Origin of the sequence: Collinsella sp. AM20-15AC (genome assembly GCF_003471405.1) — a bacterium.
In the GTDB taxonomy this organism is placed as follows: domain Bacteria; phylum Actinomycetota; class Coriobacteriia; order Coriobacteriales; family Coriobacteriaceae; genus Collinsella.
The window spans coordinates 38,786-64,396 of the sequence record NZ_QRJA01000014.1; the positions used below are offsets into that span (position 1 = coordinate 38,786).

General features: G+C 57.9%; 25 protein-coding genes. 6 read left to right on the plus strand and 19 right to left on the minus strand.

Features of this window, described 5'->3' with window-relative positions:
- Window positions 1-25 precede the first annotated feature (25 nt).
- On the plus strand, window positions 26-745 hold the full coding sequence (dapD, locus tag DW233_RS06025) for a 2,3,4,5-tetrahydropyridine-2,6-dicarboxylate N-acetyltransferase (protein ID WP_118267252.1): 720 nt from the start codon (window positions 26-28) through the stop codon (window positions 743-745).
- Between the two features lie 243 nt (window positions 746-988).
- On the opposite strand, the gene DW233_RS06030 is transcribed toward dapD, so the two are convergent.
- The 11 genes from DW233_RS06030 to DW233_RS06080 all read right to left on the minus strand — a co-directional run bounded on the left by DW233_RS06030 (window position 989) and on the right by DW233_RS06080 (window position 13,468).
- A complete protein-coding gene (locus tag DW233_RS06030) occupies window positions 989-1,993 on the minus strand; it encodes a nucleoid-associated protein (RefSeq protein WP_022094136.1) in 1,005 nt (334 codons plus the stop codon).
- A gap of 111 nt (window positions 1,994-2,104) precedes the next feature.
- On the minus strand, window positions 2,105-3,265 hold the full coding sequence (locus tag DW233_RS06035) for an Mbeg1-like protein (RefSeq protein ID WP_118267254.1): 1,161 nt from the start codon (window positions 3,263-3,265) through the stop codon (window positions 2,105-2,107).
- 115 nt (window positions 3,266-3,380) lie between these two features.
- On the minus strand, window positions 3,381-4,331 hold the full coding sequence (locus tag DW233_RS06040; RefSeq protein ID WP_006234343.1) for an L-lactate dehydrogenase: 951 nt from the start codon (window positions 4,329-4,331) through the stop codon (window positions 3,381-3,383).
- A 201-nt stretch (window positions 4,332-4,532) separates the two neighbouring features.
- The gene (locus DW233_RS06045) at window positions 4,533-5,696 is read right to left on the minus strand and encodes a pyridoxal phosphate-dependent aminotransferase (protein ID WP_118267256.1); all 1,164 of its coding nucleotides are present in this window, start codon (window positions 5,694-5,696) and stop codon (window positions 4,533-4,535) included.
- A 118-nt stretch (window positions 5,697-5,814) separates the two neighbouring features.
- Complete coding sequence (locus tag DW233_RS06050) at window positions 5,815-7,803, minus strand: NAD(+) synthase (RefSeq protein WP_118267258.1); 1,989 nt, start codon at window positions 7,801-7,803, stop codon at window positions 5,815-5,817.
- 133 nt (window positions 7,804-7,936) lie between these two features.
- Window positions 7,937-8,215, minus strand: a complete 279-nt coding sequence (locus tag DW233_RS06055) for a DUF4160 domain-containing protein (protein ID WP_117635420.1) — start codon at window positions 8,213-8,215, stop codon at window positions 7,937-7,939.
- Window positions 8,208-8,477: a hypothetical protein gene (locus DW233_RS06060; RefSeq protein ID WP_117635421.1), complete on the minus strand. Its 270-nt coding sequence runs from the start codon at window positions 8,475-8,477 to the stop codon at window positions 8,208-8,210. Before DW233_RS06060 ends, DW233_RS06055 begins: the two co-directional genes overlap by 8 nt.
- A 183-nt stretch (window positions 8,478-8,660) precedes the next feature.
- A complete protein-coding gene (locus DW233_RS06065; protein WP_158550973.1) occupies window positions 8,661-9,569 on the minus strand; it encodes an AEC family transporter in 909 nt (302 codons plus the stop codon).
- Window positions 9,570-9,615: 46 nt separating this feature from the next.
- On the minus strand, window positions 9,616-10,827 hold the full coding sequence (locus tag DW233_RS06070) for a hypothetical protein (RefSeq protein ID WP_117773912.1): 1,212 nt from the start codon (window positions 10,825-10,827) through the stop codon (window positions 9,616-9,618).
- Window positions 10,828-10,939: 112 nt separating this feature from the next.
- Window positions 10,940-12,364 carry a PTS transporter subunit EIIC gene (locus DW233_RS06075; RefSeq protein ID WP_118267260.1) on the minus strand — a complete coding sequence of 475 codons (1,425 nt, stop codon included), beginning with the start codon at window positions 12,362-12,364 and terminating at the stop codon, window positions 10,940-10,942.
- A 267-nt stretch (window positions 12,365-12,631) separates the two neighbouring features.
- A complete protein-coding gene (locus DW233_RS06080; RefSeq protein ID WP_118267262.1) occupies window positions 12,632-13,468 on the minus strand; it encodes a PRD domain-containing protein in 837 nt (278 codons plus the stop codon).
- Window positions 13,469-13,716: 248 nt separating this feature from the next.
- On the opposite strand from DW233_RS06080, the gene DW233_RS06085 reads away from it, so the two are divergent.
- The 3 genes from DW233_RS06085 (at window position 13,717) to DW233_RS06095 (ending at window position 16,108) form a co-directional block, all read left to right on the plus strand.
- Complete coding sequence (locus DW233_RS06085; RefSeq protein ID WP_118267264.1) at window positions 13,717-14,667, plus strand: hypothetical protein; 951 nt, start codon at window positions 13,717-13,719, stop codon at window positions 14,665-14,667.
- Window positions 14,668-14,803: 136 nt separating this feature from the next.
- On the plus strand, window positions 14,804-14,989 hold the full coding sequence (locus DW233_RS06090; protein WP_118267266.1) for a hypothetical protein: 186 nt from the start codon (window positions 14,804-14,806) through the stop codon (window positions 14,987-14,989).
- Between the two features lie 174 nt (window positions 14,990-15,163).
- Window positions 15,164-16,108, plus strand: coding sequence for a hypothetical protein (locus tag DW233_RS06095; protein ID WP_118267268.1), 945 nt, complete (start codon window positions 15,164-15,166; stop codon window positions 16,106-16,108).
- Window positions 16,109-16,197: 89 nt separating this feature from the next.
- Here the strand turns inward: DW233_RS06095 and ettA are convergent, their stop codons facing one another.
- From ettA to DW233_RS06110, 3 genes are all read right to left on the minus strand, one after another.
- Window positions 16,198-17,877 (minus strand): energy-dependent translational throttle protein EttA, encoded by a 1,680-nt coding sequence (gene ettA / locus DW233_RS06100; RefSeq protein WP_118267270.1) that lies wholly within the window; start codon window positions 17,875-17,877, stop codon window positions 16,198-16,200.
- 184 nt (window positions 17,878-18,061) lie between these two features.
- Entirely contained in the window at window positions 18,062-18,766 is a 705-nt protein-coding gene (locus DW233_RS06105; protein WP_118267272.1) for an SdpI family protein, read from the minus strand.
- The gene (locus tag DW233_RS06110) at window positions 18,759-19,037 is read right to left on the minus strand and encodes an autorepressor SdpR family transcription factor (protein WP_118205976.1); all 279 of its coding nucleotides are present in this window, start codon (window positions 19,035-19,037) and stop codon (window positions 18,759-18,761) included. The genes DW233_RS06105 and DW233_RS06110 overlap by 8 nt, the downstream gene beginning before the upstream one ends.
- Before the next feature lie 299 nt (window positions 19,038-19,336).
- On the opposite strand from DW233_RS06110, the gene DW233_RS06115 reads away from it, so the two are divergent.
- Window positions 19,337-20,134, plus strand: coding sequence for a ThiF family adenylyltransferase (locus tag DW233_RS06115; RefSeq protein ID WP_118267273.1), 798 nt, complete (start codon window positions 19,337-19,339; stop codon window positions 20,132-20,134).
- A gap of 13 nt (window positions 20,135-20,147) precedes the next feature.
- Window positions 20,148-20,930, plus strand: a complete 783-nt coding sequence (locus DW233_RS06120) for a TatD family hydrolase (protein ID WP_118267275.1) — start codon at window positions 20,148-20,150, stop codon at window positions 20,928-20,930.
- Between the two features lie 78 nt (window positions 20,931-21,008).
- Here DW233_RS06120 and DW233_RS06125 read toward each other — a convergent pair whose 3' ends face one another.
- Genes DW233_RS06125 through frlD form a run of 5 tightly spaced genes read right to left on the minus strand, consistent with a single transcriptional unit; the run spans window position 21,009 to window position 25,495 of the window.
- A complete protein-coding gene (locus DW233_RS06125) occupies window positions 21,009-22,526 on the minus strand; it encodes an FGGY-family carbohydrate kinase (protein WP_118267277.1) in 1,518 nt (505 codons plus the stop codon).
- Between the two features lie 6 nt (window positions 22,527-22,532).
- A complete protein-coding gene (locus DW233_RS06130; RefSeq protein ID WP_118267279.1) occupies window positions 22,533-23,342 on the minus strand; it encodes a BtpA/SgcQ family protein in 810 nt (269 codons plus the stop codon).
- Window positions 23,343-23,375: 33 nt separating this feature from the next.
- Window positions 23,376-23,804, minus strand: coding sequence for a secondary thiamine-phosphate synthase enzyme YjbQ (locus tag DW233_RS06135; protein WP_117735290.1), 429 nt, complete (start codon window positions 23,802-23,804; stop codon window positions 23,376-23,378).
- Between the two features lie 2 nt (window positions 23,805-23,806).
- Window positions 23,807-24,667: an amidohydrolase family protein gene (locus DW233_RS06140; RefSeq protein ID WP_233544600.1), complete on the minus strand. Its 861-nt coding sequence runs from the start codon at window positions 24,665-24,667 to the stop codon at window positions 23,807-23,809.
- A 27-nt stretch (window positions 24,668-24,694) separates the two neighbouring features.
- Entirely contained in the window at window positions 24,695-25,495 is an 801-nt protein-coding gene (gene frlD / locus DW233_RS06145; RefSeq protein ID WP_118267283.1) for a fructoselysine 6-kinase, read from the minus strand.
- Window positions 25,496-25,611: the final 116 nt, after the last annotated feature.

A 25,611-nucleotide genomic window follows, 5' to 3' on the forward strand; every position in this document is an offset into this window, starting at 1 on the left:
TATCCACGAAAAGGAGAAACAGCATATGAGTAACGCAGCCGAGATGGATGCACAGGAGATTATCAACTACATCGCCACCGCGCCCAAGAAAACGCCCGTCAAACTGTACGTGCGCGAGAAGCCGGGCATGAAGGTCCAGTGGGGCAATGCGCACGTCTACGGCGGTCATCGCGGCAAGACCGTCTTTGGTAACTGGGATGAGCTTAAGACCATCCTGGTCGCCAATGCCGATTCCATCGATTACTACGATGTGGAGAACGACTGCCGCAACTCCGCCGTGCCCATGCTCGACCTCAAGGGCATCAACGCCCGCATCGAGCCGGGCGCGATCATCCGCGACCGCGTCGAGATCGGCGACCGCGCCGTCATCATGATGGGTGCCATCATCAATATCGGCTCCGTTATCGGTGAGGGCTCCATGATCGACATGGGCGCCGTGCTGGGCGGCCGCGCCACAGTGGGCAAGAACTGCCACATCGGCGCTGGAACCGTGTTGGCAGGCGTCGTTGAACCCGCAAGCGCCACGCCCGTCATCATCGAGGACGATGTCATGATCGGCGCCAACGCCGTGGTCCTGGAAGGCGTGCACGTAGGCAAGGGCGCTGTCGTTGCCGCCGGCGCCGTGTGCGTCGAGGACGTCCCCGCTGGTGCCGTCGTGGCCGGTGTCCCCGCCCGCGTCATCAAGATGCGCGACGAGAAGACCGACAGCAAGACCGGCCTCGAGGAAGGCCTGCGTCAGCTGTAGTGTTACGCGGTTTTACCAAACCGCGTAACGGCTCGACGCTGCAAACGCCCCTAAGCGGCAATCTGACGTTCAATCGTCGGGCATGACCAAAAGGTCAATGCCCTCCTCTTTCACGTCACCTTGCTCGCCTAGGGGCGTTTTCGCTGACGTATGCTCAGTCTGCAACTCAATTCAGCTCCAAGCAAAAAGGCCGAAGTCCCGAAGGGTTTCGACCTTTGTTTTTCTGCAGCGTCCAAGCGCAGTTTATCGATTCTCGATGCTGCCGATGTTTTTGAGCTCGATGGAGATGAGGCCGTTGGGTTCGTTGACGAACTCGATGTACTCGGAGTTCGAGCCCATCTCGGCCGGAAAGCTGATCTCGATGCCCGTGTCGGTACGGATCTTGTGATTGCGCACGGCCGCACGCTCGACCTGCTTGCGCTCCACAGGCACGCGCTCGGGCACCTTCTCCTCGGTCAGTGCCGCGCGCACGCTTTCCTTGATGACCGGCTCGTCCTCAAAGACCTCATCGACGATATCCCAGGGCGGCAGTTCCTCGTCATCCTCAACCTTCTCGGCAACGGCAGCCTTAACCTTAGCGAGCGCCACGGCCGTATTGGCACCGTGCTCCTCGGCGACTTCCTCGACCACGCGCGTCACGGTGTCGATGACCTCCTTGCCCGATACGCCCGTGTCGCACTGCAGCAGGCCATCGGGGATAAGCATACGGTCCTCGCCGGCAATCTTACGCTTCTTGTCCACATAGCCGATCTCCATGGTGCTCGCGCGCACGATGGCATAGCTCGGCACCTTTTGCGAGGGGTTCGGCAGAATGGCGTAGTGGCGCGCGATGTCGTTGCGCACCTCCCCCTCCTCGCGGCCCACTTCGTGCATAAAAGCTTGCTTGGAGCCCAGCAGCATCACGGCAAACCAGCGGGCATCCTCATCGTCATCAAAGTCCGCCACGAGCACGTCAGTGGACTCGGCTTTCTCGGCCTTGGTAAGCTCGGAGGAGATAAACTCCGCAATCTGCTGCGACAGGTCCACGAACTCGCGCTCGCCAAAGAAATAGCCCTTGAGCTCGCCGCCGAATGCGGAGTTCTCGGCAAACGTGGCGCGCTTGTTATCGGCCGATGTACGGGCACGGCGCAAATGTGTGGTCACAAAGTTGCGCACGGTGCGGCTCTCGATATCGAGCTCTCGCTGGCTCATGACGTTGACGGCAGAGTCAAAGTCCAGAATATGCAGAATCGCGTGATTGATTTTCATATACGGCATTCCGTTCTAGATCGATTTCGGCACGAACCAGTATAGCGGTCGAGCCCGCCCCAGGCGCATCGAAGCTTGGTGCTTTGGGGACAGGCTGCTTTGCACCAATGGTTAGCGCAGGAGCTCGGACTGCCAAGCCTCGAGCTGTTCTGCCAAACTCTTGCCGGCAGCGGGCATGTCGATCTGGGGTCGTTTGGGCAGCAGTGCGCATTTAAGGATTGCCACGATGGTCTGCGAGACAAAGCGTCGCGTATCCTCGTCAAAGCCTTGCGCAGCCTGGAGCATCACGGGCAGGCTCTCGCGCAGATTCCCGGCGATATCCGAAAACCGCTCAGCACCCGTAGCCTCAAACACGGAGAACAACGCATCTACAAAACGCTCGCGTTCGCTAGGTGACACTGCAAGCAGCATCTCGCGAATGGAGCCATCAACGTATCGAGCACCGGCGGACAGGCGCTCACAGTACACGAAGTCGCGACCATCAACCACCCAGCTAAAGGGATTATGCTGCAGCAGGCTGAACTCGGTGCTCTCAACGATGGCATAGTCCTCCTGCGTCTCGAACATCATGCCAAAGATCGACGACCGAGGAAGCGTCTTGTCGATTCGCCCGGAAAGATCGGCAAAGGCGTTGCCGTTCAGAAACTCCTCGACGAAGCCCGGACCATCATGGGAATACACCCGCTCGATTCGCTCACGGGCGACATCGGAGCACATCGCCGCACCGTACACCGCAAGGTTTCCACCCTTGGAATGACCTCCGCACAAAAGCGGCCCGTCAATCGCATCCGCTGCCTCGCCCACATAACGCGCCGCGGATTCCTGGGCCGGCACAGGACACCGGAATGCCATGTTAAAGTCCTCTTTCCAGCCCACAATCGTACTGTCGGTCCCCCGGAAGGAAAGATAACTAAACCCCGCCGGAAACCGGAACGCCATGGCTGCAAACTGCTCTGTCGCCACCACATCGCTCACGGCATGATAGCCACAAACGTGCACGCCACGGTAGCGAGGGCTTGCTGCCACGGCCTCCAACAAGGCCCTGCTCCCCTCTGGGTCCCACAAGTCGCCAATCATGTCCCGGTAGCACTCGGCACGCAGCAACTCGCGTACGTCTAGGCCCTGCCAGTTCGTCAGCTCCGCCATATCACCCGGCAAACGCAAATAGGACAACCACGCAAAGACCAGGCTATCCACCGCGCAGAACGGCCGCTCCTCAAACGGATCAAACGCCGTCTGGGCATAGGTCAAAAAATTAGGCGAATCCGACATGGCCCTCCCATCAACTATGGTGCATTGGGGTCAGGTTACTTTGCACCAAAAAGGCGCCCGGGCCGTGTGGACCCGGACGCCTTTCATTGTAGCCTGTTGCCCAAAAGAGCTTGATTTAGCAGGAGAAGTCGACGCTGTCGATGATGTCCTTGAGGGCCTTGGCGGAGGCGGTAAGCTCATGCTGCTCGTCATCGTTCAGCGGCACGGGGACGCGGCAGACAACGCCGTCGCGGCCAACGACGGTCGGCATGGAGATGGCAAGATCGGACAGGCCGTACTCGCCCACCATGAGCGAGGAGACAGGCAGAACGGTCTGCTCATCGCGCATGACGGCAGTGCAGATGCGCTTGACGGCCATGGCGACGCCGTAGTAGGTGGCGTGCTTCTTCTCGATGATGGTGTAGGCGGAGTTCTTGACGTCCTCGGCGATGCGCTTCTCGGCAGCCTCATGCTCAAGATGACCGTGAAGCTCGCAGAAGGTGTTCAGCGGAACGCCGGCAACCTGAGCGCTGGACCAAGCGACAAACTCGGAGTCGCCGTGCTCACCCATGACATAGGCCTGGACATCGCGCGGGTCAACCTCGACGTGAGCGCCAAGCATCTGCTGTAGGCGGCCAGTGTCGAGCACGGTGCCGGAACCGATGACGTGGCCCTCGGGCAGGCCGGACATCTTGATGGCGGCGTAGGTCAGAACATCGACCGGGTTGGAGACGATGAGCAGAATGCCGTCAAAGCCGGACTTCTTAATCTCGGGGATAATGGACTTAAAGATGTTGACGTTCTTGTTGACCAGGTCCAGGCGAGTCTCACCGGGCTTCTGGGCAGCGCCAGCGGTGACAACGATCATGGCGGCGTCGGCGACATCGGAATAATCGCCGGCGTAGATCTTCATCGGCTCGGCAAACGTCATGCCGTGCGCGATATCCAGAGCCTCACCCTCGGCGCGGTTCTTGTCCACGTCGATGAGGACCATCTCGGAGAACAGACCACTCTGCATGAGCGCGAACGCCGAAGACGAACCAACGAAACCGCAGCCGACAATAGCGACCTTCTTCTCGTTAACCATTAGAAACTCCCATCTCTCTCCACAAACAAGCCGCCCGGGAACGACCCGAGCGGCTTGCCGTAATCCCAATACATCCAATCGGGACTTTGATTATGCTCCTATTCGCAGCCAAAAATCGACCGTTTACCGAAATTGTTTGCAGGATTCGTAAAATAACTGCACGAAATCGGTTTCGAGCTATTGACGAGCCGAAATACCTTTCTAATACAGGCCCGCCTCGCGAATGGCCTCGACAGCCAAAGCAATCTGATCAGGCGGCAGGACCAGCGCCATGCGCACGTGCCCCTCGCCCGAAGGACCAAAGCTCGCGCCCGGCGTCACCACAACGCCGGCCTTCTCCATGAGCTCCTCGCAAAACGCCATGGAATCGGTGCGACCACCGGGAAGCTTGGCCCACACAAACATAGAGCCATGCGCGTTGGGACGCTCCCAGCCCAGGCCCTCAAGACCGTCGCACAGGGCATCGCGGCGCTCCTGGTACTTCAGACGCTGCGCCTCGACCTCATCGCGCGGACCGTTCAGGCAGGCGATAGCAGCCTTCTGGATCGGGAAGAACATGCCAAAGTCGATCTGGCTGCGTAGCTTGGCAAAGGCCGAGACCACGTCCTCGCGGCCGACCAAAAAGCCGATGCGGGCACCGGTGACGTTAAACGACTTGGAGAGCGAGAAGAACTCAACGCCCACCTCGAGCGCGCCGGGATACTGCAAGAAGCTGCCGCCCGGCTCGCCGTCGAACACGATATCGGAGTATGCGTTGTCATGGACGATGAGCAGGTCGTGCTCGCGGGCGAAAGCGATGATCTCCTCGTAGACCTCGGGCGTGCCCACCGAGCCGACCGGGTTTGCGGGCAGCGACACGATCATATACTTGGCACGATCGGCCACCTCGGGATCGATACCCGCCACATAGGGCAGGTAATTATGCTCGGCGACCAACGGATAGTATTCAAGCTTGGCATCGGCGATCTTGGCGCCCGCCTCAAAGACCGGGTAGCACGGATCGGGAACCAAAATGGTGTCACCCGGATCGAGCAGGGCCAGGCCCAAATGGCCCACGCCCTCCTGCGTACCGTTGCACGACTGCACCATAGACGGCGTAATGCCCGAAACGCCAAAGCGACGCTCATAGTAATCGCACACGGCCTGCTTGAGTTCGGGCAGGTCGCGCAGGGCATACTTCCACATCTCGGGATCTTGGGCTGCATGCGTGAGCGCCTCGACCACGTGGTCGTACGGCTTAAAGTCGGGCGTGCCCACGCTCATGTTGTAAATGGTCTTGCCCTGAGCCTTCAGCGCGAGAAGCTTGTTGTTGAGCGAGGCGAAGACCTCCGCGCCAAAGCGGTCGAGACGCTGCGATGCCTGCATGGTGCCACCTTTCGATATAAAAAACGCGGCGCTCCGACAAGAGCGCCGCGCGATACGGGCCATCAGATTGCAAAAGTGTACCGCTTGCAACCCCTATATTGGTTCAATTTAGCCAACCTTAGTCAATGGGATTGAGAGCGTCGATCTGTGCGAGCCACAGACGCGAGCTGGCGTCGCTCGGCATGCGCCAATCGCCGCGCGGGCTAAGCGTCACCGAGCCCACCTTGGGACCATCGGGCAGGCAGCTGCGCTTAAACTGCTGAGCAAAGAAGCGACGGTAGAACGTACGCAGCCACGTGTGGACGGTCTCGGCGTCGTAGACGCCCTCAAAGCTCTTGAGCGCCATGCGGTAGATCTTGCCCGGCTCAAAGCCAAAACGCAACAGGTAGTAGAGGAAGTAGTCGTGCAGCTCGTACGGGCCCACCAAATCCTCGGTCTTCTGCGCAATCTCGCCGTCGCCCGTGGGCGGCAGAAGCTCGGGGGACACCGGAGTATCGAGGATATCGAGCAAGACCTCGGCAATACGCCCGCCAAAGACATCGGCCGCATAGCGAACCAGATGACGCACGAGCGTCTTGGGCACGCTCGCGTTGAGGGCGTACATGCTCATATGGTCGCCATTGTACGTAGCCCAGCCGAGCGCCAGCTCCGACAGGTCGCCGGTGCCGATGACAAAGCCGCCAGCCTGGTTGGCCAGGTCCATCAGAATCTGCGTACGCTCGCGCGCCTGGCTGTTCTCGTAAGTCACGTCCTGCACGGCCGGATCGTGCTCAATGTCCTTGAAGTGCTGCTCCACGGCCGCGTGGATCGAAACCTCGCGGAAGCTCACACCCAGGTCGCGGGCAAGCGACTCGGCATTGGACTTGGTGCGGTGCGTCGTGCCAAAGCCGGGCATGGAGACCGCCGTGATACCTGTGCGCGGCAGCCCCAGTGCATCGAAAGCACGCACAGTCACAAGCAGCGCCAGCGTGGAGTCCAAGCCGCCCGAAAGACCGATAACAGCTGCCTTGGTGCCCGTATGGGCAAGGCGCGTCTTGAGGCCCGCAGTCTGCAGGTCGAGGATGGTCTCGCAGCGCTCGGCCAGATCGCCGTGGTCGGCCGGCACAAAGGGCGCACGCGGGAAAACGCGGTCGATATCGCAGGCATCGCGCAGGACGGGTTCTTCGGCCAACACGCCCTCAAACGAAAACTCAACAGTCGTGGCCTCCGGCGCATCGTCGGCGCGTGTCCACGTCGTCGAGCGACGGCGCTCGGCAACCAGACGGTCAAGATCGACGTCGGCGATGGCCATGTCACAGGTGAGAAGCCTGGTCGCGGCAAGCTTGGAGCCGTTTTCGTAGATAAGGTTCTCGCCCGCAAAGACCATGTCGGTCGTGGACTCGCCCTCGCTCGCGTCTGCGTAGGCATAGGCGCAGTACAGGCGTGCGCTCTGGTTGGAGATGAGGCTGCGACGGTAATCTGCCTTGCCGATGATCTCGTCCGAGGCTGACGGGTTGAGGATCACCGTGGCACCGGCAAGCGCCATCTCGGTCGAAGGGGGCGCCGGCACCCACAGGTCCTCACAGACCTCGACGCCCAGCACTAGGTCCTCGGCACCCTCATCACAACAGCGGTAGACAAGTCCCGAGCCAAGCGGCACCGGACCTTGACCGGCAAATTCAACCCACACGGGATCGGCGGGCGCCGGAGCAAACCAGCGGCGCTCGTAGAACTCACCGTAGTTGGGCAGATACTTTTTGGCCGTAAGGCCCAAAAGCTCGCCCGCACAGCACACGGCCGCGCAATTGTAGATGTTTTCGGTCACCGCAACGGGCAAGCCAACAGTAAAGACGATCGGCAACTCACGCGTTTCATCGAGGATGCGCACCAGCGCCGCCTCGCAGGCGTGCAGCAGCGTGCGGTTATGGAACAGATCAGCCGCGGTATAACCAGTCAGGTTAAGCTCGGGCAGCACGAGCGCACGAACGCCGCGCTCGGTAGCCTCGCGAACAGCCGCCAGCGCAACCTCGGCATTGCCCTCAACATCGGCCACGCGAATCTTGGGCGAGGCCGCTGCCACGCGCAAAAAACCGTCGTTCTCAACTTGACCGTTTAGAAAATCGTTCATGCGAGCTCCAGCACATCCGTTAGCCGCAACGAGCGGCGGCGATATAGTCCGCCTCCATTGTACTGTCAAGTTCAATCAGCACAGATGGGACAAGCTCATGATTAAAATTGGAAAAGAGAAGCCGGGATGACGTTTAGCAGTAGAACGAGATCTCGTCCACAAGGAAAAATGCCTTCCATTTAGAGCAAATCAATTCATGCTGAGCGGCGATGATTTCACAGAGGTCATCAAGCGTGCTCCGGGGGATCTTCGCTTTGTTATTAGCGACAATGCAGCCACCTCTTCGAGTCAGCCAGATTTTGGCCGAGTTATCTGAAGGCGCCCCCTTGCAAACATGGACATGGATTGGCTCGCCCGCTTCATTGGACCAAAAGAAGACCCGATAGCCGCCAATAAGAAAAAGGCTAGGCAACTTTAGCTCCTCCGTTTGCGGCGTAGCGATACAGCAGATGGGCGTTATTGCTCAGAAAAGTCTCAAAACCTCGCTTCTCCTCGTCGGTAAAACGCCCCTCCCACATGGTCCAATTGTAAGAAGGCAGCTCGCAACGAGCGGAGTCGAAACCCTCTGCCGTCGGTCGTTCAAAATGCACGATGACCTTTTCGATATCGCCATCTGTGATCAGGTCAGAATGAATGACCTCGGTACCATCTTCGAATGTCATATACGGGTACATCACGTAAACCACCTCGCAATCATTAATTCAGTTTAGCATCAAGCTAGTGCACCAATGATAGCAAGCCCCCTTGATGAGTTGATGGCATCTGTTGCCAGCACGATCGACGGCGGTCCGGATTGTTGGGCCCCGGCCATAATCGACCGCCACGAAGCGTTCATCCGCAGGTGCGTGGCATAGCGCCTAGAACACTAGCTGAGACAAGGACACTATCGCTGGCATAGTGAACATAGACAGAAGGGTGGTAACACAGACTGTTCCACATGCATATCGATAGTCCTTATTATGCTGCTGGGCAAAGATAGCTACATTCGCGCCGGTGGGGGTCGCAGCCGCAATCAGCAGCGCCATCTTAATTGACCTATCACATGGAAAGAGACATAGGAACAGGAGCGAAAGAATCGGAATGACAAGCAGCCTGACCGATGAGACGGCAAACAAGCTTTTCGCCCTCAGGAGCGCCATCAAATCAGACTGAGCAAGATAGATACCGAGAGTCATCATTGCTAGCGGAGTGTTGAGCCCCGAGATATACGAAAGCACTGACTGTGCCAGAGGGACCGTTGGGACACGAAGGATAAAAATCAAGAAACCGCCCAATAAAGCCATGACCATTGGACTTGTCAGGATCGCTTTAGGACTCATACATTTTTTAGACCCCGACAGCAGATACTGCCCGTATGTCCATTGCATGGCATTGAGAAGAGCGATCATGCACGTGATGAAAAACACGGCATCTTTTCCAAGCGCCGCTTCAACAAGGGGTATTCCCACAAATCCAGCATTCGAGAATGCCGCAGCAAAAATGTCGATGGGACGGCCCCTGAACAACAGGCGGGCAACAACGCAAGCGAGCAACAACATCGCCGCCGACAGCATTAAGGTCATTCCCAACTCATACATCCTCTGAAACGAATACTCGATCCAAAATGATTTGAGAATGATTGCGGGAATCACAAGGTTGATGAGCAACTTTCCGAATTCTATTGCAGCCTGCTCGCTCAATATGCCCAAGCGGTTTAGAGCGTAGCCCATTCCCATGAGCAAAAACATGATAAGGACTTGTTGGATGAGAGGTTCAATGATTGACACAATACATGCTCCGTATAATCCTGACCGGTTCATCTACCACGATGGTCTATAGCGCGGCACCGACCGCCTGAATGATTCGCGCAACGAACGCATCGGCAACCCCGCGCGGCGTTCGCGAGTTGTAGGTTTCAAAATACTTGCCGTAGTCTTCCTGAGGCACAAGGTAGTTGCAGTACGTGTTCGCATAGCCGATAACAAAGACGTTGTATTGGCTAAACGCCCTCTTAAAATCCAAGCCTAATGTGCTACACGTATCGCATGGCATCGTGATAAAAATGCAGTTACCAATTACCGCAAACTGGCTCGGAAGCTCAAGCTCGATTTTCCCCATCGAGAGCTTAAGCTGTTGCCGCTTAAGGAGAAAGTCTCGCATCGGGCTCGCATCCATAGCCTCTATCCGATTGGTCATCTCGATCCAATCCGGATCTGTTTTTGCATCGTAGACACTCTTCATGCTGATAGAGCCCCAACGCGGAGTATCAACTCTGAGTGCCGCGCGCTCACGCTTGGATTCAATTTGAGCGCAAAGTTCGTTAGCCGTACGCTCGAGTTCGGCAACTCCCTCCCCTTGCCGATAGAAACGCGTCGACACATCCCCGCACGTTCCGTTGACGCAAAGTACAGGACAGCCATATTTCCTCTCCAAACGCTGCCTGACATGCCCAATCAAATCAGCAGAGAGGACGGCGCTTTTCCCATTAAGGATGGTAGGATGAGCGGACATGAACAGCATTTTTCCAATTGGGCGACCACCTTGAGCGTCCTCAAACGAGAAAATACTTACCTGTTTATCGGCCGGACCGCCCTGAACATTTCGATTCCCGTACAGTCCCTCGATGCCTAACATCTCCATCGATACGGTCGCCTTCGACCTGGACGCCCATGCAGATACCGCCGCCTCGGTAGCCAAGCCAATCAAATCACTCGTCAATTCGGTTTCAGGTAACGTGTCCTCGTAGGCAAGCTTAAAATAGCATGGTGCAGAATGGGTATGAATGCATGCGACGACGATATTGCTCGAATCGATGCCCGTTTTTGACGATACGGCGTTCTTGACCGAAAGGGAAAAATCTTTCGACACCATTATTGAATCGAGCTCGATAAGAATAAACGGGACAAGATCAACACAGACAGCGCTAGCGTTGACCTCAATAGGATCAAGAACATCCGTCCAGGCACCTTTTCTGTTGTAGCCGCCCATGCGGCAAGGAGACTGGGGTGTTACGTCAATCTTCGAGATTCCAAACTCTATGTTCATTCCAACTCCAACTCTTCGCGGCACACGCCGCCCAAACATCGGAAATACAAAAAGAGAAGGGCGTCATGGACGCCCTTCCAATGCGTCCTGCCACACGCAGGCCGTAGAAAACTTAACGCTCGGAAACGGGACCATTCTCGAGCTCATCCGCCGTAAAGCCCAGGAAATACGTGCCCAAGGCGCTCACAAGGAAGCCTGCACCAGCAGCGATTCCAAAGTTGATGAGATTCTGGGTCCCGCCGCCCGCAAACGCGAGGAACTCCAAGAAGTTAGATGCCGCGCCGGCAGTATAAACCGTGGCTCCGAGAGCGATTGCAAGCGCACCGGCAACAAAGGATCCGATAATCTTCCAGACAAACACGCGGCGATAGCGCAGCATCATGCCGTAGATGAAAGGCTCGCCGACGCCTCCGACAATGTTTGCGACCAAATAGCCGAATGCCATGCTCTTCTCGTCTTTATCGCACAGCTTGAGCCAGGTCGCCACCTCGCAGCCGAAGGTCGCCCAAAGGCTAACGCCCGTCGCAACCAAAACAAAGCTGTCGGTTCCCACAGTCATATAGTTAGCGATGGCAATCATCGCAACCGCCACATGCATGCCGGTAATAATCATTGGGCACCAAAGACCCGCCAGAATACCTCCTCCGAGGATGGCGGCGATACCACCGGAAGTACCAAGGAACTCAAAACCGGCGGCGAGGGCATTACCGGCCCATGAACCAACAGGGGCGAGAGCGCAGAGAGACACAGGAGCAGCGACGACCATGGTAAGGAAAGGCGCGAAAACCGTTGAAAGGGTATCTGGCACATATTTGCGGAAGAAGCGCTCGATATAACTCATCGCCCACACGGACAGAAGAATGGGAAGGACCGTCTTTGTGTAGTTTGCGGCGACGCAGGGAATGCCATAAACGGAGAACTGAGCTCCATCGGTCGCAAGCTGAATCATGGTCGGGTCGATAAGAATGCCGCCCATAAAGGCACCGAGGACAGGCGTTACGCCAATGTTCTTAGCCGCATTATAGCCAAGGTAGATGGGGATAAAATAGAACGCTGCGTCATAAACCATGTTCATCAGAACATAAAGGTCGCTTGTGTCGGACAGCACGCCCGCCATCGTAGGTCCCAGCACCACCGCTACGGTCTTGAACAGGCCAGCACACATTAGGACGGGGATCATAGGCACCATGGAGCTTGACAGGTAGTTGAGGATGTTATTGCCAATAACCTTAGGTGTGAGCTTCTGCTTAGGAGCATCAAGGTTCTCGTCGATGGCGTCCTGCTTGGCAAAGCCGCCGATCTTGCAGAGCTCGTCATAAACCTTGGGCACGTTTTGGCCCACGATTACCTGGAACTGCCCTCCGGAGATTTGAGCACCCAACACACCGCCAATCTTCTTCACTTCTTTGATATCGGGGGCATCGATATCTTTGAGGTTAAAACGCAGGCGCGTCATACAGTGCGCTACAAACGTCACGTTCTCCTTGCCACCGACGGCCTCGAGCACGTCCGCGGCGATTTTCTTATTGTCAGTCATAGCTGAACTCCCTTGCTTTTCTGTCTTCCCGTTTGCGCACACGCGAAGAACCGATTACGGCAGGCCTGACACGAGGCAAATCGAGAAAAGCAAGAAGAAGACAAAAACAGAAGAGCCCCAAAGCACAAAGCGGACAGGGAACTGTCTACGTCATGCTTCGAGGCTCTTCTCGAATAACACCTTATGTGACTATGAAACTACATCCAACAGTTGCTTTTACGAAAGTCGAAACCGGCCAACGGTCAAACTTCAGCGGCGAGCGGTCGATTAGGACCTAGATCCCGCGCAGACGCGATTGACGTGGAGCATCAGGTAGACCTTCTCTTCATCGGCGAGCCCGGCGTCAAAGCGCTCTTCGATAAGCGCGGCCATGCGGTCGACGCACACGGCCACGTCGGGATGCTGCTCGCAGAGCGGTCCGTAAAGCGCGCCGTTCTCCGTGTTGAGGGGCTCTCCTGTCTGCACGCGTTCTAACAGGTAGCGCACGTGCGTGGCATAACGGCAAAAGTCAAAGCCGTCGCGGTCCACGCAAACCCCCAGCTCGGATTCGATAATCTTGGTGAAGCTCTCGAGCATCACCTCGTCCTTACGCACCGTATTGGATTTGGCCTTTGAAGACGAGGCGACCACGCTGTTGACGATACAGAGCGCGATACCGCTCGCCTCCCCCCGCGGCATCTTGACGTTGAAGCCGCGATTGATGCCCTCGATCGCGAACTTGGCGATCTTGTACTCAATGGGGTACATCTGCTGCACATCATAGGAGAGCGGCATCTGCACAAACATATGCTCGCGGCAGCGTTTGATGGCAAAGGAGATATGGTCAGCCATGGTAAAGGGAAGGTTTGCCGAGAGCTCGCGCGAGATGTTGGAGCGAGCGATATCGGCAATCTGGGCGGAGAACTCCATCACCTGAGGATCGATCTCGTCGAGCAGCGCTAGGTAGCGCGAGTCGACACCGTAGAAGGTTCGCTCGATCTTATCGAGTGTGACCTCATCGGGGCCATTGGGAAACCCGATACCGCGGCCAATTGCCACGAGTTCACGGCCCTTGGCGTTTACGCAGATAACCGTATTGTTGTTGATCCGCTTAAGGATTTTCATGACGCTCCCTACCCGGCGCAAGCAACAGCGCCGCGAGCCCGATTATTCCACGGGATTTCAAATCCGGTCAACCTTCCTTTCGACATCCGAACGATTCGCCCCGTCTTCATTCGATCAGCCTGAGAAGAAGTTTCGCGCTTTGGTGAGTTGATGGTGTTGCGGGCGAATCCATCTCCGGTTCACACCGACTGGGTACCCTGAGGGCTGAACAACCTGTCGCAGCACTAAACGAACCGGGAGGACCCCGTATGACGACTGAATATACCGACGCGCCGCGCACGCGCGTCATGACGCCGGCATCGCTCAACAACGGCGTGCACGAGAACCATTCCATCGGACAGACCATGGCCATTGCGCCCAAAAAGGGCCTTTTCGACGACATTTCCATTCCCCAGATCATCGCCGGCGCCGCAGCTGCCGCCACGAGCGTGGCGCTTGCTTCAAAGATCGGCATTGCCGGCTCGGTGATTGGTGCCGCTGTGAGCTCAGTCATCACTGTTGTGTCCTCGCAGATCTATCGCCACTTTATCTCCGCCAGCGCCGAAGCAATCAAGAGCACGCACGCCGCTGTCGACTACCCTGCCGGCGCCTACGAGCCCGTTGAGCCCAATGTCGAGGAGCACCTGGGCGGCGCCGCGACTACGCAGGAGATGCGCCAGATTGCGGGGCGCGCGACCACGGCGCGCGTCGCCCCCAACAGCCTGCGCGCCAAGGCCGCTGCAGAGCGCAGCCAGACGCAAAAGAAGGTCATCGTCTTCTCGATCGCTATCGCCATCGTCGCGGTCATCGCCTGCGCCGGCGCCATCCTTATCACCACTGCCGGCGAGGGTCTGGGCGAGCGTCCCGAGCCAATCCTGTCGTCGCGCACGACCGAGAGCGATGCAAATGGCAACACCCAGTCGCAAGATCAGCAGGCACAGACGGACGACCCGCAAGACAGTTCTGCCTCTGCCAATTCGTCCTCGAACACCCAAAACCAATCGCAGGGCACCGATTCCTCTACGGCCAACAGTGGCACGCCGTCCGGCACGACCGACTCAAGCCAAACGACCGACGGTTCTCAGCCGAGCACGGGCGACCAGACGAGCGACACCACGTCGGGAACGGGCACAGCAAACAGCAGCAACAGCAATTCGAGTGGCACCACATCGGGCACGGCATCTGACAGTTCAAACCAAGGCACGACATCGGGCAACTAAGCACTGCATCCCCAGATAGGCAACCTGTACAACGGGCGCGAATCGACAGCGGTTCGCGCCCGTTTGCCTTGGGCGCCGTCATGGCGAGCGCCATGCGATGGTAAGATGCTTTACATGTGTAAAGAGGAGATTTGCCATGAGCAAGACAATAGTTAGGCCCACGCTTTCGCTGGGCAACCACATCTATCTGTATCGCCTGCTGCGCGATGCGATTGGATGCGGCAAGCAAACGTTTATGACGCAGGTCGAAGAGGCTCTCGCCGCTGGCGACATGACTGCTTATGACCTAGGCTTCGAGTCCACGCGCGAGTTGCTCGAGTAACTCGACGACTGCATTAAGCTGACCGTCTTTAAGGGCGGTCGCCTGTATGCCACCGTCATCGCCAACGAGGCATGGGATGCCGCCCTTGCCAAGGGCGAGGACAAGCCCAAGGCTGCCAAGGGCGCCAAGCAGTCCTACAAAAAGAAGAAGCGCGGTGAGAAGGACCTCAAGGCCGTGCGCCCCAAGCACGTTAAGCGTCCCGAGCCCGAGCCCGTGGCCGAAGTCGCTCCGGAACCCGAGCCCGAGACAGAGATCGAAGTCGCTATTGAGGTAACAGCAGAAGCCGAAACCGAAATCGCCGCCACGACCGATCCCGAAGTCATATCCGAGCAGGAAGCAACTGTGGAGCTCAACGAAACGCCCAAGTCGACAGCCGAAGAAGCCGCCGACCAACCCGAGACGCCTGCGTTCCAAAACAGCGATGTCTTTGGCAACGAGGCCGAGGACGATCAGTCCGACGAGCCCGCCGATCAAGGCGCTACCGAGTCGGCGCCGGAGCCCGAGACGCCGCAGCCCGCCATCTCGCTCACGGTCGTCTATGACCCCGAGAACGCCAACGCCGGCATCACCACCATGGCATCCACGCCGGTCGAGACAAAGCCGTCTGTCGAGGCAGAGGACGCCCCGCAAACCGATGCCAAAACCGAGACTGAAGACGCATCCGTCTCCGTGGAACCGACAGATTCCGCAGTTAAGCCGGAACCGGCGCCTGAGTCTGCACCCGTCATCGAGTCCACATCCGCACCTGTCTATGACCAGACCGCACCCGCACCGGCTCCGGCCCCCGTTGCAGTACCGGCGCCTGCACCCGCAGCACCGACCATCCCCGAGGACCTCCCCGTCGATTTCGCAACCGAGGTCTTCTGCCCCGGTCCGTTGCTACACCAGCTGTCGACCTATCTCCCCTACGGCGCCGACACGCTCGGCATCGTCGGCGAGTACTACTGGATCGCCCGCGAGCGCGGTACCATCGAGGCCGCGCGAAACCGCGCAAGCTTCCCCCTGCGCTACACGCAGGCCGGCGAGCGCCACGAAGTCACCGTGCGCATCCGCCGCAACACCACCGGAGGCCTCGGAGCCACCTGGACCATCGACAAGGTTGAAGAATCCAACGAATAGCAAAACGCGGCGAACGTCACAAAAACGTTCGCCGCGTTTTTTATTCTCTCAGTTATGTGACAAAGGGACTGTCCCTTTGTCACATCAACCTAGTCACGCGTCAGCTTGCGGTGAATACGATGCGGCTGGGCTGCGTCCTCGCCCAGGCGCTCGATGCGGTTGGCCTGATAGGCCTCGAAGTTGCCCTCGAACCAATACCAGTTGCCCGGGTTCTCGTCGGTGCCCTCCCACGCCAGGATGTGCGTGGCAACGCGGTCTAGGAACATACGGTCGTGGCTAATGACCACCGAGCAGCCCGGGAACTCGAGCAGCGCCGCTTCGAGCGAGGACAGCGTCTCGACGTCGAGGTCGTTCGTGGGCTCGTCGAGGAGCAGCAGGTTGCCGCCCTGCTTGAGCGTGAGCGCCAAGTTCAGACGGTTGCGCTCGCCACCGGAGAGTACGCCGGCGCGCTTCTGCTGGTCCTGGCCCTTAAAGCCAAAGCTCGCCACGTACGCGCGGCTCGGAACCTCGGTCTCGCCCACCATCATGTGGTCCAGGCCGTCCGAGACGACCTCCCACAGGTTCTTATCGGGGTCGATGCCAGAACGGTTCTGATCGACGTAGGAGATCTTGACGGTCTCGCCAATCTCGAGCTCGCCCGAGGTCAGCGGCTCCAGGCCCACGATGGTCTTGAACAGTGTGGTCTTGCCCACGCCGTTGGGGCCAATCACGCCCACGATGCCGTTGCGCGGCAGGGTGAACGAAAGGTCATCGATGAGCACACGGCCATCGAACTCCTTGTGCAGATGATGGGCCTCGAGCACCTTGTTGCCAAGACGCGGGCCGACGGGAATGCGGATGTCGGTCCAGTCGAGCTTCTGGCTTGCGCGAGCCTCGGCCTCCATCTCCTCGTAGCGAGCCAGACGGGCCTTGTTCTTGGCCTGGCGAGCCTTGGGCGAGCTGCGCACCCACTCGAGCTCGACCTCCATGCGCTTGGCGAGCTTGGCGTCGCGGTTGCCCTGGGCCTCGATACGCGCGGCCTTGGTCTCCAGATACGTGGAGTAGTTGCCCTTGTAGGGGTAGAGATGGCCGCGGTCGACCTCGCAGATCCACTCGGCGACGTTGTCCAGGAAGTAGCGGTCGTGCGTGACGGCAAGGACCGCACCCTGGTAGTTGTGCAGGAAGTGCTCGAGCCACAGGATCGACTCTGCGTCCAGGTGGTTGGTGGGCTCGTCGAGCAGCAGCAGGTCGGGAGCCTCGAGCAGCAGTTTGCACAGCGCCACGCGACGGCGCTCACCGCCGGAGAGCACGTTGACCGGCATGTCAGAATCGGGCAGCTGAAGGGCGTCCATGGCCTGACCGAGCTTGGAATCGATATCCCAGCCGTCGGCGGCATCAATCTCGTCCTGGAGCTTGCCCATCTCGGCCATGAGGGCGTCCATGTCGCAGTCCGGGTCGCACATCTCCTCGCCGATCTTATTGAAGCGATCGACCTTGGCAAGCATATCGCCAAACGCCATGCGCACGTTCTCGATGACGGTCTTGTCGTCATCGAGCGGCGGCTCCTGCTGCAGGATTCCTACGGTGTAGCCGGGGGTGAGCCTGGCGTCGCCGTTGGAGACTTCCTCAATGCCGGCCATGATTTTGAGCAGGGTCGACTTACCCATGCCGTTGGGGCCCACGACGCCGATCTTAGCACCGGGATAGAAGCTCAGGGTCACGTCGTCAAGAATCACCTTGTCGCCATGGGCCTTGCGAGCCTGATACATCTGGTAGATAAACTCTGCCATTTACCTGTTTTATCCTTTCTACCTGCCGTTTCCCTATTCTTGTTTCGCTTTAGTAGAAACGAAATGAGGAAATCAGCTCTGAAACGTAACGAAAAAGGGGCATGGTTGCCCACACCCCCTAATACTACCTGGGAAAAGTCCCCCGGAACATACTATGAACTGCGTACGCTAGTTTTCCGCAACCTTAACGAGCGGATCTCTGCGATTTGTGCCACAGCAGATACGAGTAGACGTAGACGGCTCCGGCTGAACCAAACGCCAGAACCGCAATCACCGCGGCGACGACTTCACTCGAAAGCACGCTTCCCGCCACGCCCATCACAATCAGGCCAACACCCAGTACCATAAAGCAGGCACCGCCAAAGCGCTGCGTACGGCGCCAGTTCTCGGGATCGGCAAGCGCCCAGGGCGTCTTGATGCCGAGCGTATAGTTCTGCTTCACACGCGGCAAGTAGTTGCCTACGCCGATGAACAGCAAACCGACAACACCGGAAATCAGCACGTTGACCGAACCGACCGCCGGCACCACGCCCCAGACCGTAAGCTCTCCCAGCCAGCTTATAGCGCACATGAACAAGGTGAAGGCGATTACGAAGCCCTGATAGAACTTGCCCGAGGTCCGATACGCCTCGCCCTTGGGGTCGATGCTTGGCACGACGTAGAACATCGCGAGAAGTGCCAGAGGCAGCACGCCGAGCGCGGAGGCCATCCAGCTAGGACCCCAACCGTCGACGGCGCCGTTCGCGCCCCAGTGCGTGGGAATCTGCGCCGGCAAGCTCGGCATCACCATGAGGTGCACTACGACGTTGGCGACGCACAGAGCGACCAGCGCAATCCACACGCGTGGCGATACCCCCGTGGCGTGAATGCCCTTGTTTTCGTTATTCATTCTTATCACCTTCAGTGTTTGTAAAGCCCATAAACCAACCGATCAAGTCTTGCATGACGGTGGTGTTTAAGCTGTATACGATGTTTTGGCCATGACGTTCATCGGTCACCAACCCGGCGTTTTTGAGCGTCGCCAAATGATGGCTCAATGACGGTTTGCTGATGTCAAAATGCTCGGCAAGCTCTCCGGCCGTACAATTGCCCTCGCGCAACAGTTCCAAAATGTGACGCCGTGTAGGATCGGCCAGCGCTTTAAAACCCTCTCCCGGCATAGGACCTCCTCTCAGTATTTCGTTCGACGCGCACACTATACTCGATATTTAGATGTTTGTCTAACTGTCTAATCTTATACTCAAAAAAATAGCCGCCCCCGCGTAATGCGAAGACGGCCACTTCTCACGCCATAAACGTGTTTCGGAGTTGGCTAACCCGCGGCAACGGGTGCCATCTGCTTCATCTTATGCGAATCCCAATCTCATTTCAACAAGCCCCTAGGGCTCAAATGGAATCGCGATAGTCCCTATAATGACATTAGCCAAAAATCGATCCGCTTCCCCATCGGAGGATATCTATGACCGAAACCGCAGCTGCAGGTCCCGTCGAGACACGCGACACCAAGCTCGAGATCATCATGGGCCGCGAGGCGCTTGATAAACTCACCAACGCCACGGTGCTGGTGCTCGGCTGCGGCGGCGTGGGTTCCAACTGCTGCGAGGCGCTCGCCCGCGGCGGCATCGGCCATTTCGTGATCCTGGACAAGGACATCATCGCGCCCAGCAACATCAATCGCCAGGCCATCGCCTTTCACAGCACCGTCGGCAAGCGCAAGGTTGACGTGATGGAAGCCATGATCCACGACATCAATCCCGCCGCCACCGTCATCAAGCGAACTGAATACTTGCTGAGCGACAACATCGATGATTTCTTCGCGAGCGTTTTGGAGCAGACGGGCGGCAAGCTCGACTACGTCATCGACGCCATCGACACCATCTCGGCCAAGCTCACCATTGCCAAATATGCTCAGGACCACGACATTCGTTTGGTTAGCTCCATGGGCGGGGCCAACAAGCTCCATCCCGAGTGCCTCCGCTTTGCCGACATTTTCGATACGGTACGTGACCCTATGAGCCGCATCATGCGCAAAGAATGTAAGAAGCGCGGAATCAAGAGCCTGCACGTACTGTTTAGCTGCGAGGAGTCGGTTAAGACTCAACCCCGCGACCCTTCCAACATCCACGAGCGTACCGAGCTGGGAACCGCGAGCTTCATGCCGCCCATCATGGGCCAGATGATTGCCGGCGAGGTCATTCGTCAGGTGAGCGGGCGCGGCACCGAGCGCGTCCGCGCGGACGGTCAGCGCTTGGACTAGCAGGGATGCCGCGATGGAGCCGCAGTTGTTTGATGCACACTGTCATCTTGATTTGATGGCCTGCCCGGATACCGTTGCCGATGAGACGACGGCACTGGGCCTGGGTCTATTTGACTGCGGCGTCGACCCACGCGACTTCGCGGCAGCAAAAACACGCGCCAGTCACCACCCGAACATCATCGCGGGCGTCGGCCTCCATCCCTGGTGGCTCGCCGACGGCCGATGCAGCGCTACCGAAATCGACCTGCTTTGCGAAGTCGCTGCGCAAGAGCGTTTTATCGGCGAAGTCGGACTCGACTTTTCCGTGCGCTTTGCCGGAAGCGAGCCGCTTCAAATACAGGCACTTGACCGGCTCTGCGATGCGCTCGTGCAGCATCCTCTTACCGGGCGCGTGATATCAATTCACGCCGTTCGTTCGGCAGGAGCCGTACTGGACGTCCTCGAATCGCATGGACTACTCATCCCAAACCCTGACTCCCCCGCTATCATCTTCCACTGGTTTAGCGGCACTTCGGACGAACTCGCCCGCGCGCGAAACGCAGGCTGCTATTTTTCCGTGAACGAGCGCATGCTCGCCACCAAGCGCGGACGCGAATACGCCCGACAGATTCCACTCGACCGTCTACTGCTCGAAACCGATGCGCCGGCCGAGCCAAACACGGAAACAAGTGCGCAGTCGCTCATCAGATCGCTCACAAGGACCTCGATGCGCATCGCCTCGCTCAAAAACTGTGACGCAAAGCGCATCGAGTCGGCAGTTTTAGCAAATGCGCACTCTGTTTTTGACCTTCGCTAACCCCTGTGGCAAAAATGCCAAGGGACATGCGAATCGTACAACGCAGTCCCTATTGATAGGCAGTGCAATTCGGCAGCATTACACCAATTCGTGCATGAGATCACGGTTGCGCGCATACAATTCGTCAAAGATATGACGGCGCGACGCATATAGCTCGTGGGCAGTCATATCGGGCACGATTGTTTGCGCAACGCCAAGGACTCGGGCGAGTTCATCCCATGATGCATAGGCGCCACCTGCGAGAGCTGCCATGATGGCATCACCGAAGCATGCGCCCACCGTAACCTTGGCAACCGAGACCTCGCGCCCGCATACGTCGGCGATAGCTTGCATCCAAACTGGATTCTTGGTTCCACCTCCGACAAGCATAATGCGCCCAATTGTCAGTCCATGCTCTCGCTCGATAATGTCGACATGGGATGCAACGGTATACGCGACGCCTTCCAAGGCGGCGCGAACCATATGGGCTCGCGTATGCCTTCCGGTCAGGCCAAAGAAGACGCCACGCGCCTCGGGATCATTGAGCGGAGTACGCTCCCCCGCAAAGTACGGCAGACACAGGAGCCCATCGGCACCCGGCGCCACGTCGGCGGCATCATGCGCCATAACCGAATATGCATCGGGGCCACCGTGGCCCTCGGCCTCTACGGCGTCGCGATACAGCTCTTGGCGCAGCCACGATGTGAGCGCACCCGCCGTATTGGTCCCCGCGCAGATCCCGTAAGTTCCGGGAATGATAAACGTCCCTGGCCACAGACGGGCATCATCGATCATATGATCAGCTAGGTAGATGAAATACGCCGTACTCCCCAACTGAACCATCATATCGCCGGGACGGAATACACCCGTCGAAATGGCCTCGGCACCAGAGTCGCCCGTTCCCACTAAGACAGGTGTCCCTGCCGCGAGCCCCGTCGCCTCAGCCGCACGCTGCGTAATCACCCCGGCAATATCGGTAGCCGACATTACCTCCGCCATCTGGTCAGGCCGGCAGAAACGAGCACATTCCCGAGCATCAACCTTCCAAGTGTAGCGGTCATATAGGGGAAGAAAAACCTCCGCCAAATAACGGTCCACCGTAAAACGCCCCGTCAACTTCGCGCACAGAAACGATGAGGCCGTCAGGAACTTCGCGGCACGTTCGTGCACCTCGGGCATATTCTCCTTAAACCACAAGATCTTAGGAGCAATATCTGACGAACAGGGATCGTGCCCGAAAAGCTCGCGCGCGCGATCTGACCCATATTCGAAAAGAAGCTCGTCAATCTGCGGCTTCGAACGTGCATCGACTCCATATAAAATCGCGGGCGCCAGCGCGTTGCACTCGGTATCGACCGGTACGCAGTCGCAACCCAATGCGGAAAGGCCCACGCATCCAATCTGCGCCGCATTAACCCCCGATCGCACCACCAGCTCGCGCGACAAGCGGCAAAAATCGCCCCACCAAACTGCCTCCGCATCATGCTGGTACCATCCATCACGCGGGTTGTCCGTCTCGTGTCCACAAGAGGCCTGGCAAACGATGTTGCATCGATCATCGATTAAAACGCCTTTAGAGGCACTTGTCCCAATATCAATACCCAGATAGAACGCCATAGGTGCCTACTCCCCTCGCGCCGTGCGAGCGGCAGCCATAAAACGAGCTACCCGCTCAACATCAACCGGGGCATCCAGCTTTCCATCGCGCTTTAAGCACGTGCCGACAAACGCGCCATCGTAGTGAGCAAATACGTCAGCCACGGTATTTTCGCGACAACCGGTGCCACACACCACAGGTACTTGGCCAACACGCTCGCGGACCTCATCGGCAAGCTCGCCCGAAGCGCCGCGACCGGCAGCCGAACCGCCGATGACCATCGCATCCGGTAGGCAATTAAAGAGAAGTGAATCGGCAATGTCCGCAGTCGTGCGGTCGTTGAGATAAACCTCCCCCTCGCTCGTGATGAAGTGAAAAAGCTTGAGGTCGTCCAGGCGCAGCGCCGCCTTGCGACGCATGGTGTGAGCGAAATCTCGGTTAATCAGCCCGAGATCACCGGCCCAGGCACCGCAAAAATTGCAGCGCGTGAACTGAGCGTCGACGGCAGCGCACAGCTCGATTGTGGCATCACCATCGTAAATAGCTTCAGCTCCCCAAGGAGTCGACAGATCATGGGATAGAGCCCCGATTACATAGCCCATCGATGCAAGGGTTGAGGGAGAAACGTGCTGCTCATAGGGCATCGAGAGCTCATTGGTAATCAAAATGCCATCGACACCGCCCTGCTGCAACGCCTCGAGATCGCGCTTGGCGGCTTCCACGACCTGCGACACGCTTCCGCCCGGATAATACAGTGGATCGCCCGGCAGAGGACGCAGGTGCAGCATTCCGATAACCGGCTTTTCGGTCTTGAACATCGAGGTTAGAAACGACATAACGTGCTCCTTCTTAGGGTCATTGCAGGGACGTTACTCCCCCAGCACCTCGACGTACACTTTTCGCTTCTGCGGACCGTCAAACTCCGCAAGATAGATGTTCTGGGCACCTCCGCACACGATGTGGCCATCTTGGACGGGAAAGAAGCAACTGTTTCCACAAATCATGCTCTTGATATGCCCACAGGAGTTGTTACCGGTGGCTCCATAGCTCGGCAGGAAGTGTGCATGCGCATAGGGGGCATCGAGTGGGGCGATGCGATCAAGCGTCTCCATAAGATCCGTCTCCACGCAGGGCAGCCCCTCGTTTACCACGATTCCGCAGGTCGTATGCGACAAAATAATCGCCGCCAAGCCATTGGTCACCGAGCTGCGTTCGATGGCAGCGTGCACGTCCTCGGTAATATCGATGAACTGGTCCGGAGCAGTCGATAGATAGCTCAATGTCTCGAGCGTCACCATGTTCACTCATCCCCTTCAAGAAAACGCAGGGCATTACCCCAGTAGAGCCTTTCTCGCGCATCATCGCGCATGGGCACGGTATCGAGCGCCCGCTTGAGTTTGAATGCACGGAAGCGCGGCGTATTGCTGGCGAACATCACTTGGTGCGATAGCGCGCGCTCATACCACAGCGGCCCCATATCGACCGTGAAAAGACGCTGCATCATCTCCTCGGGCGAATCGATGTAAGTGATAGAGGTGTCCGCGTAGCAGTTGGGATACTTGAGCAGCATCGCCACGGTCTCGCGCACCCAGGGCCAGCCAAAATGGGTCAAACTAAAACGCACATTTGGATGCGTTGCGATTGTGTGCTCAAATGCAAGCGGGTTACTGCGCGATAGCTCTGCGCCCGGCTCCCAAGACATACCGGCATGGAAAACCACCGGCTTGTTATAGCGCTCGCACAGTTCGTAAAGCGGCTCGGCCACAGCATCATCGGGGGCAAAACCCTGCTTTGCAGGATGCAGGCAAAGCCCCTTTGCCCCCAACTCGGTAAAGGCGCGCTCCAATTCGTCTGCGGCACCGCTCACCTGCGGATCTACGCTCGCAAATCCCCACAGACGATCGGGATGCGCGGCAACCAGCATGGCAATCTGGTCATTGGTGCCAAAATGCCCTCCGCATGCCGTGGTTACATCGAGCGGCATGAGCACGCTCTTCTGCACATCGCAGACGTCCATCTCGACTTGAAGCTCATCCCAATCCATGGGGCCCATATGCCCCATACCAAATTCTCGTGACCAAAAACCGAATCCATCAGGCTCATCACCCGGCGTACAGATCTCGCTGTAGAGCATGGGCTGAACCAACATGTCGATAACCATTTCGTACTCCTTTCCAGGCATTTGACCCTAGTACGGCTCAAACGAACCAATCACTCGGGACGACAGCTCAGCGCCCGCCTTCATACACGCCGGAATATCAAGGCCATCGATCACGCCCTTGGTAAACCCGGCAATATACGAGTCGCCGGCACCCACGGTATTAACGACCTTCTCCGCCGGTACGATCCCGCACTCATAGAAGCGCTCACCGTCATAGGCAATGCTTCCCTTCTCGCCAAGCGTGGCAACCGCAACGCGCGGTCCCAATCCCTGCACGTGGCGTACCCAGTCTCGTAGCTCCGGAGTGTCCTCTTCAAACGACATGAACGCATAGTCTACGTAAGGAAAATGAGCCTCACATGCATATTCGGGATCTTGGCTGAACACCGAGAAGTCCATAACCACCGTCTTGCCCGCATCATGCCATTCGGGCAGGAGGTCCAAACAATTGCCAAACAGGTCGGTATGAATGATGTCATGCTCCAGGATAAACGCCCGGTCGTCTTCATTCGGTCGATATGTCTCCATTACGCCATCGATTGCCTCGAGATGCACGCGATCGACGCCGTCTTTCAATGCCATGAGCATCACCGAGGTGTCGCCATCCTCCACCCGCAGATGTGAGATATCGAACCCCTCGGCGGCCAGCGCCTCTCTCATCTTGTCTCCGTACTCGTCCTTGCCGACAACCGACACGGCGGATACCGAAACGCCCATTCGTGCAAGATGGATACCCCAGTCAATGCCGTTACCAGTCGGATAGAACACGCCGATGTTTTGATAGACGTCCGCACAGCAAAAACCAGCCGCACACGCTTTAATACCCATACTCTTCTCCAATGTTCAAAAGGGGACCCACCACATGGCGAGCCCCCTTTTCGCGTTTCGCTTATTGTTTGGCTCTGTTAGACCAAGGTTGACACGATCGGCTGTTCGTCGAACCG

Coding starts and splice junctions, on each gene's coding strand:
- dapD (WP_118267252.1), top strand. CDS start 26: ATGAGTAACGCAGCCGAGATGGATGCACAGGAGATTATCAACTACATC.
- DW233_RS06030 (WP_022094136.1), bottom strand. CDS start 1,993: ATGAAAATCAATCACGCGATTCTGCATATTCTGGACTTTGACTCTGCC.
- DW233_RS06035 (WP_118267254.1), bottom strand. CDS start 3,265: ATGTCGGATTCGCCTAATTTTTTGACCTATGCCCAGACGGCGTTTGAT.
- DW233_RS06040 (WP_006234343.1), bottom strand. CDS start 4,331: ATGGTTAACGAGAAGAAGGTCGCTATTGTCGGCTGCGGTTTCGTTGGT.
- DW233_RS06045 (WP_118267256.1), bottom strand. CDS start 5,696: ATGCAGGCATCGCAGCGTCTCGACCGCTTTGGCGCGGAGGTCTTCGCC.
- DW233_RS06050 (WP_118267258.1), bottom strand. CDS start 7,803: ATGAACGATTTTCTAAACGGTCAAGTTGAGAACGACGGTTTTTTGCGC.
- DW233_RS06060 (WP_117635421.1), bottom strand. CDS start 8,477: ATGTACCCGTATATGACATTCGAAGATGGTACCGAGGTCATTCATTCT.
- DW233_RS06070 (WP_117773912.1), bottom strand. CDS start 10,827: ATGAACATAGAGTTTGGAATCTCGAAGATTGACGTAACACCCCAGTCT.
- DW233_RS06075 (WP_118267260.1), bottom strand. CDS start 12,364: ATGACTGACAATAAGAAAATCGCCGCGGACGTGCTCGAGGCCGTCGGT.
- DW233_RS06080 (WP_118267262.1), bottom strand. CDS start 13,468: ATGAAAATCCTTAAGCGGATCAACAACAATACGGTTATCTGCGTAAAC.
- DW233_RS06085 (WP_118267264.1), top strand. CDS start 13,717: ATGACGACTGAATATACCGACGCGCCGCGCACGCGCGTCATGACGCCG.
- DW233_RS06090 (WP_118267266.1), top strand. CDS start 14,804: ATGAGCAAGACAATAGTTAGGCCCACGCTTTCGCTGGGCAACCACATC.
- ettA (WP_118267270.1), bottom strand. CDS start 17,877: ATGGCAGAGTTTATCTACCAGATGTATCAGGCTCGCAAGGCCCATGGC.
- DW233_RS06105 (WP_118267272.1), bottom strand. CDS start 18,766: ATGAATAACGAAAACAAGGGCATTCACGCCACGGGGGTATCGCCACGC.
- DW233_RS06110 (WP_118205976.1), bottom strand. CDS start 19,037: ATGCCGGGAGAGGGTTTTAAAGCGCTGGCCGATCCTACACGGCGTCAC.
- DW233_RS06115 (WP_118267273.1), top strand. CDS start 19,337: ATGACCGAAACCGCAGCTGCAGGTCCCGTCGAGACACGCGACACCAAG.
- DW233_RS06120 (WP_118267275.1), top strand. CDS start 20,148: ATGGAGCCGCAGTTGTTTGATGCACACTGTCATCTTGATTTGATGGCC.
- DW233_RS06125 (WP_118267277.1), bottom strand. CDS start 22,526: ATGGCGTTCTATCTGGGTATTGATATTGGGACAAGTGCCTCTAAAGGC.
- DW233_RS06130 (WP_118267279.1), bottom strand. CDS start 23,342: ATGTCGTTTCTAACCTCGATGTTCAAGACCGAAAAGCCGGTTATCGGA.
- DW233_RS06135 (WP_117735290.1), bottom strand. CDS start 23,804: ATGGTGACGCTCGAGACATTGAGCTATCTATCGACTGCTCCGGACCAG.
- DW233_RS06140 (WP_233544600.1), bottom strand. CDS start 24,667: ATGGTTATCGACATGTTGGTTCAGCCCATGCTCTACAGCGAGATCTGT.
- frlD (WP_118267283.1), bottom strand. CDS start 25,495: ATGGGTATTAAAGCGTGTGCGGCTGGTTTTTGCTGTGCGGACGTCTAT.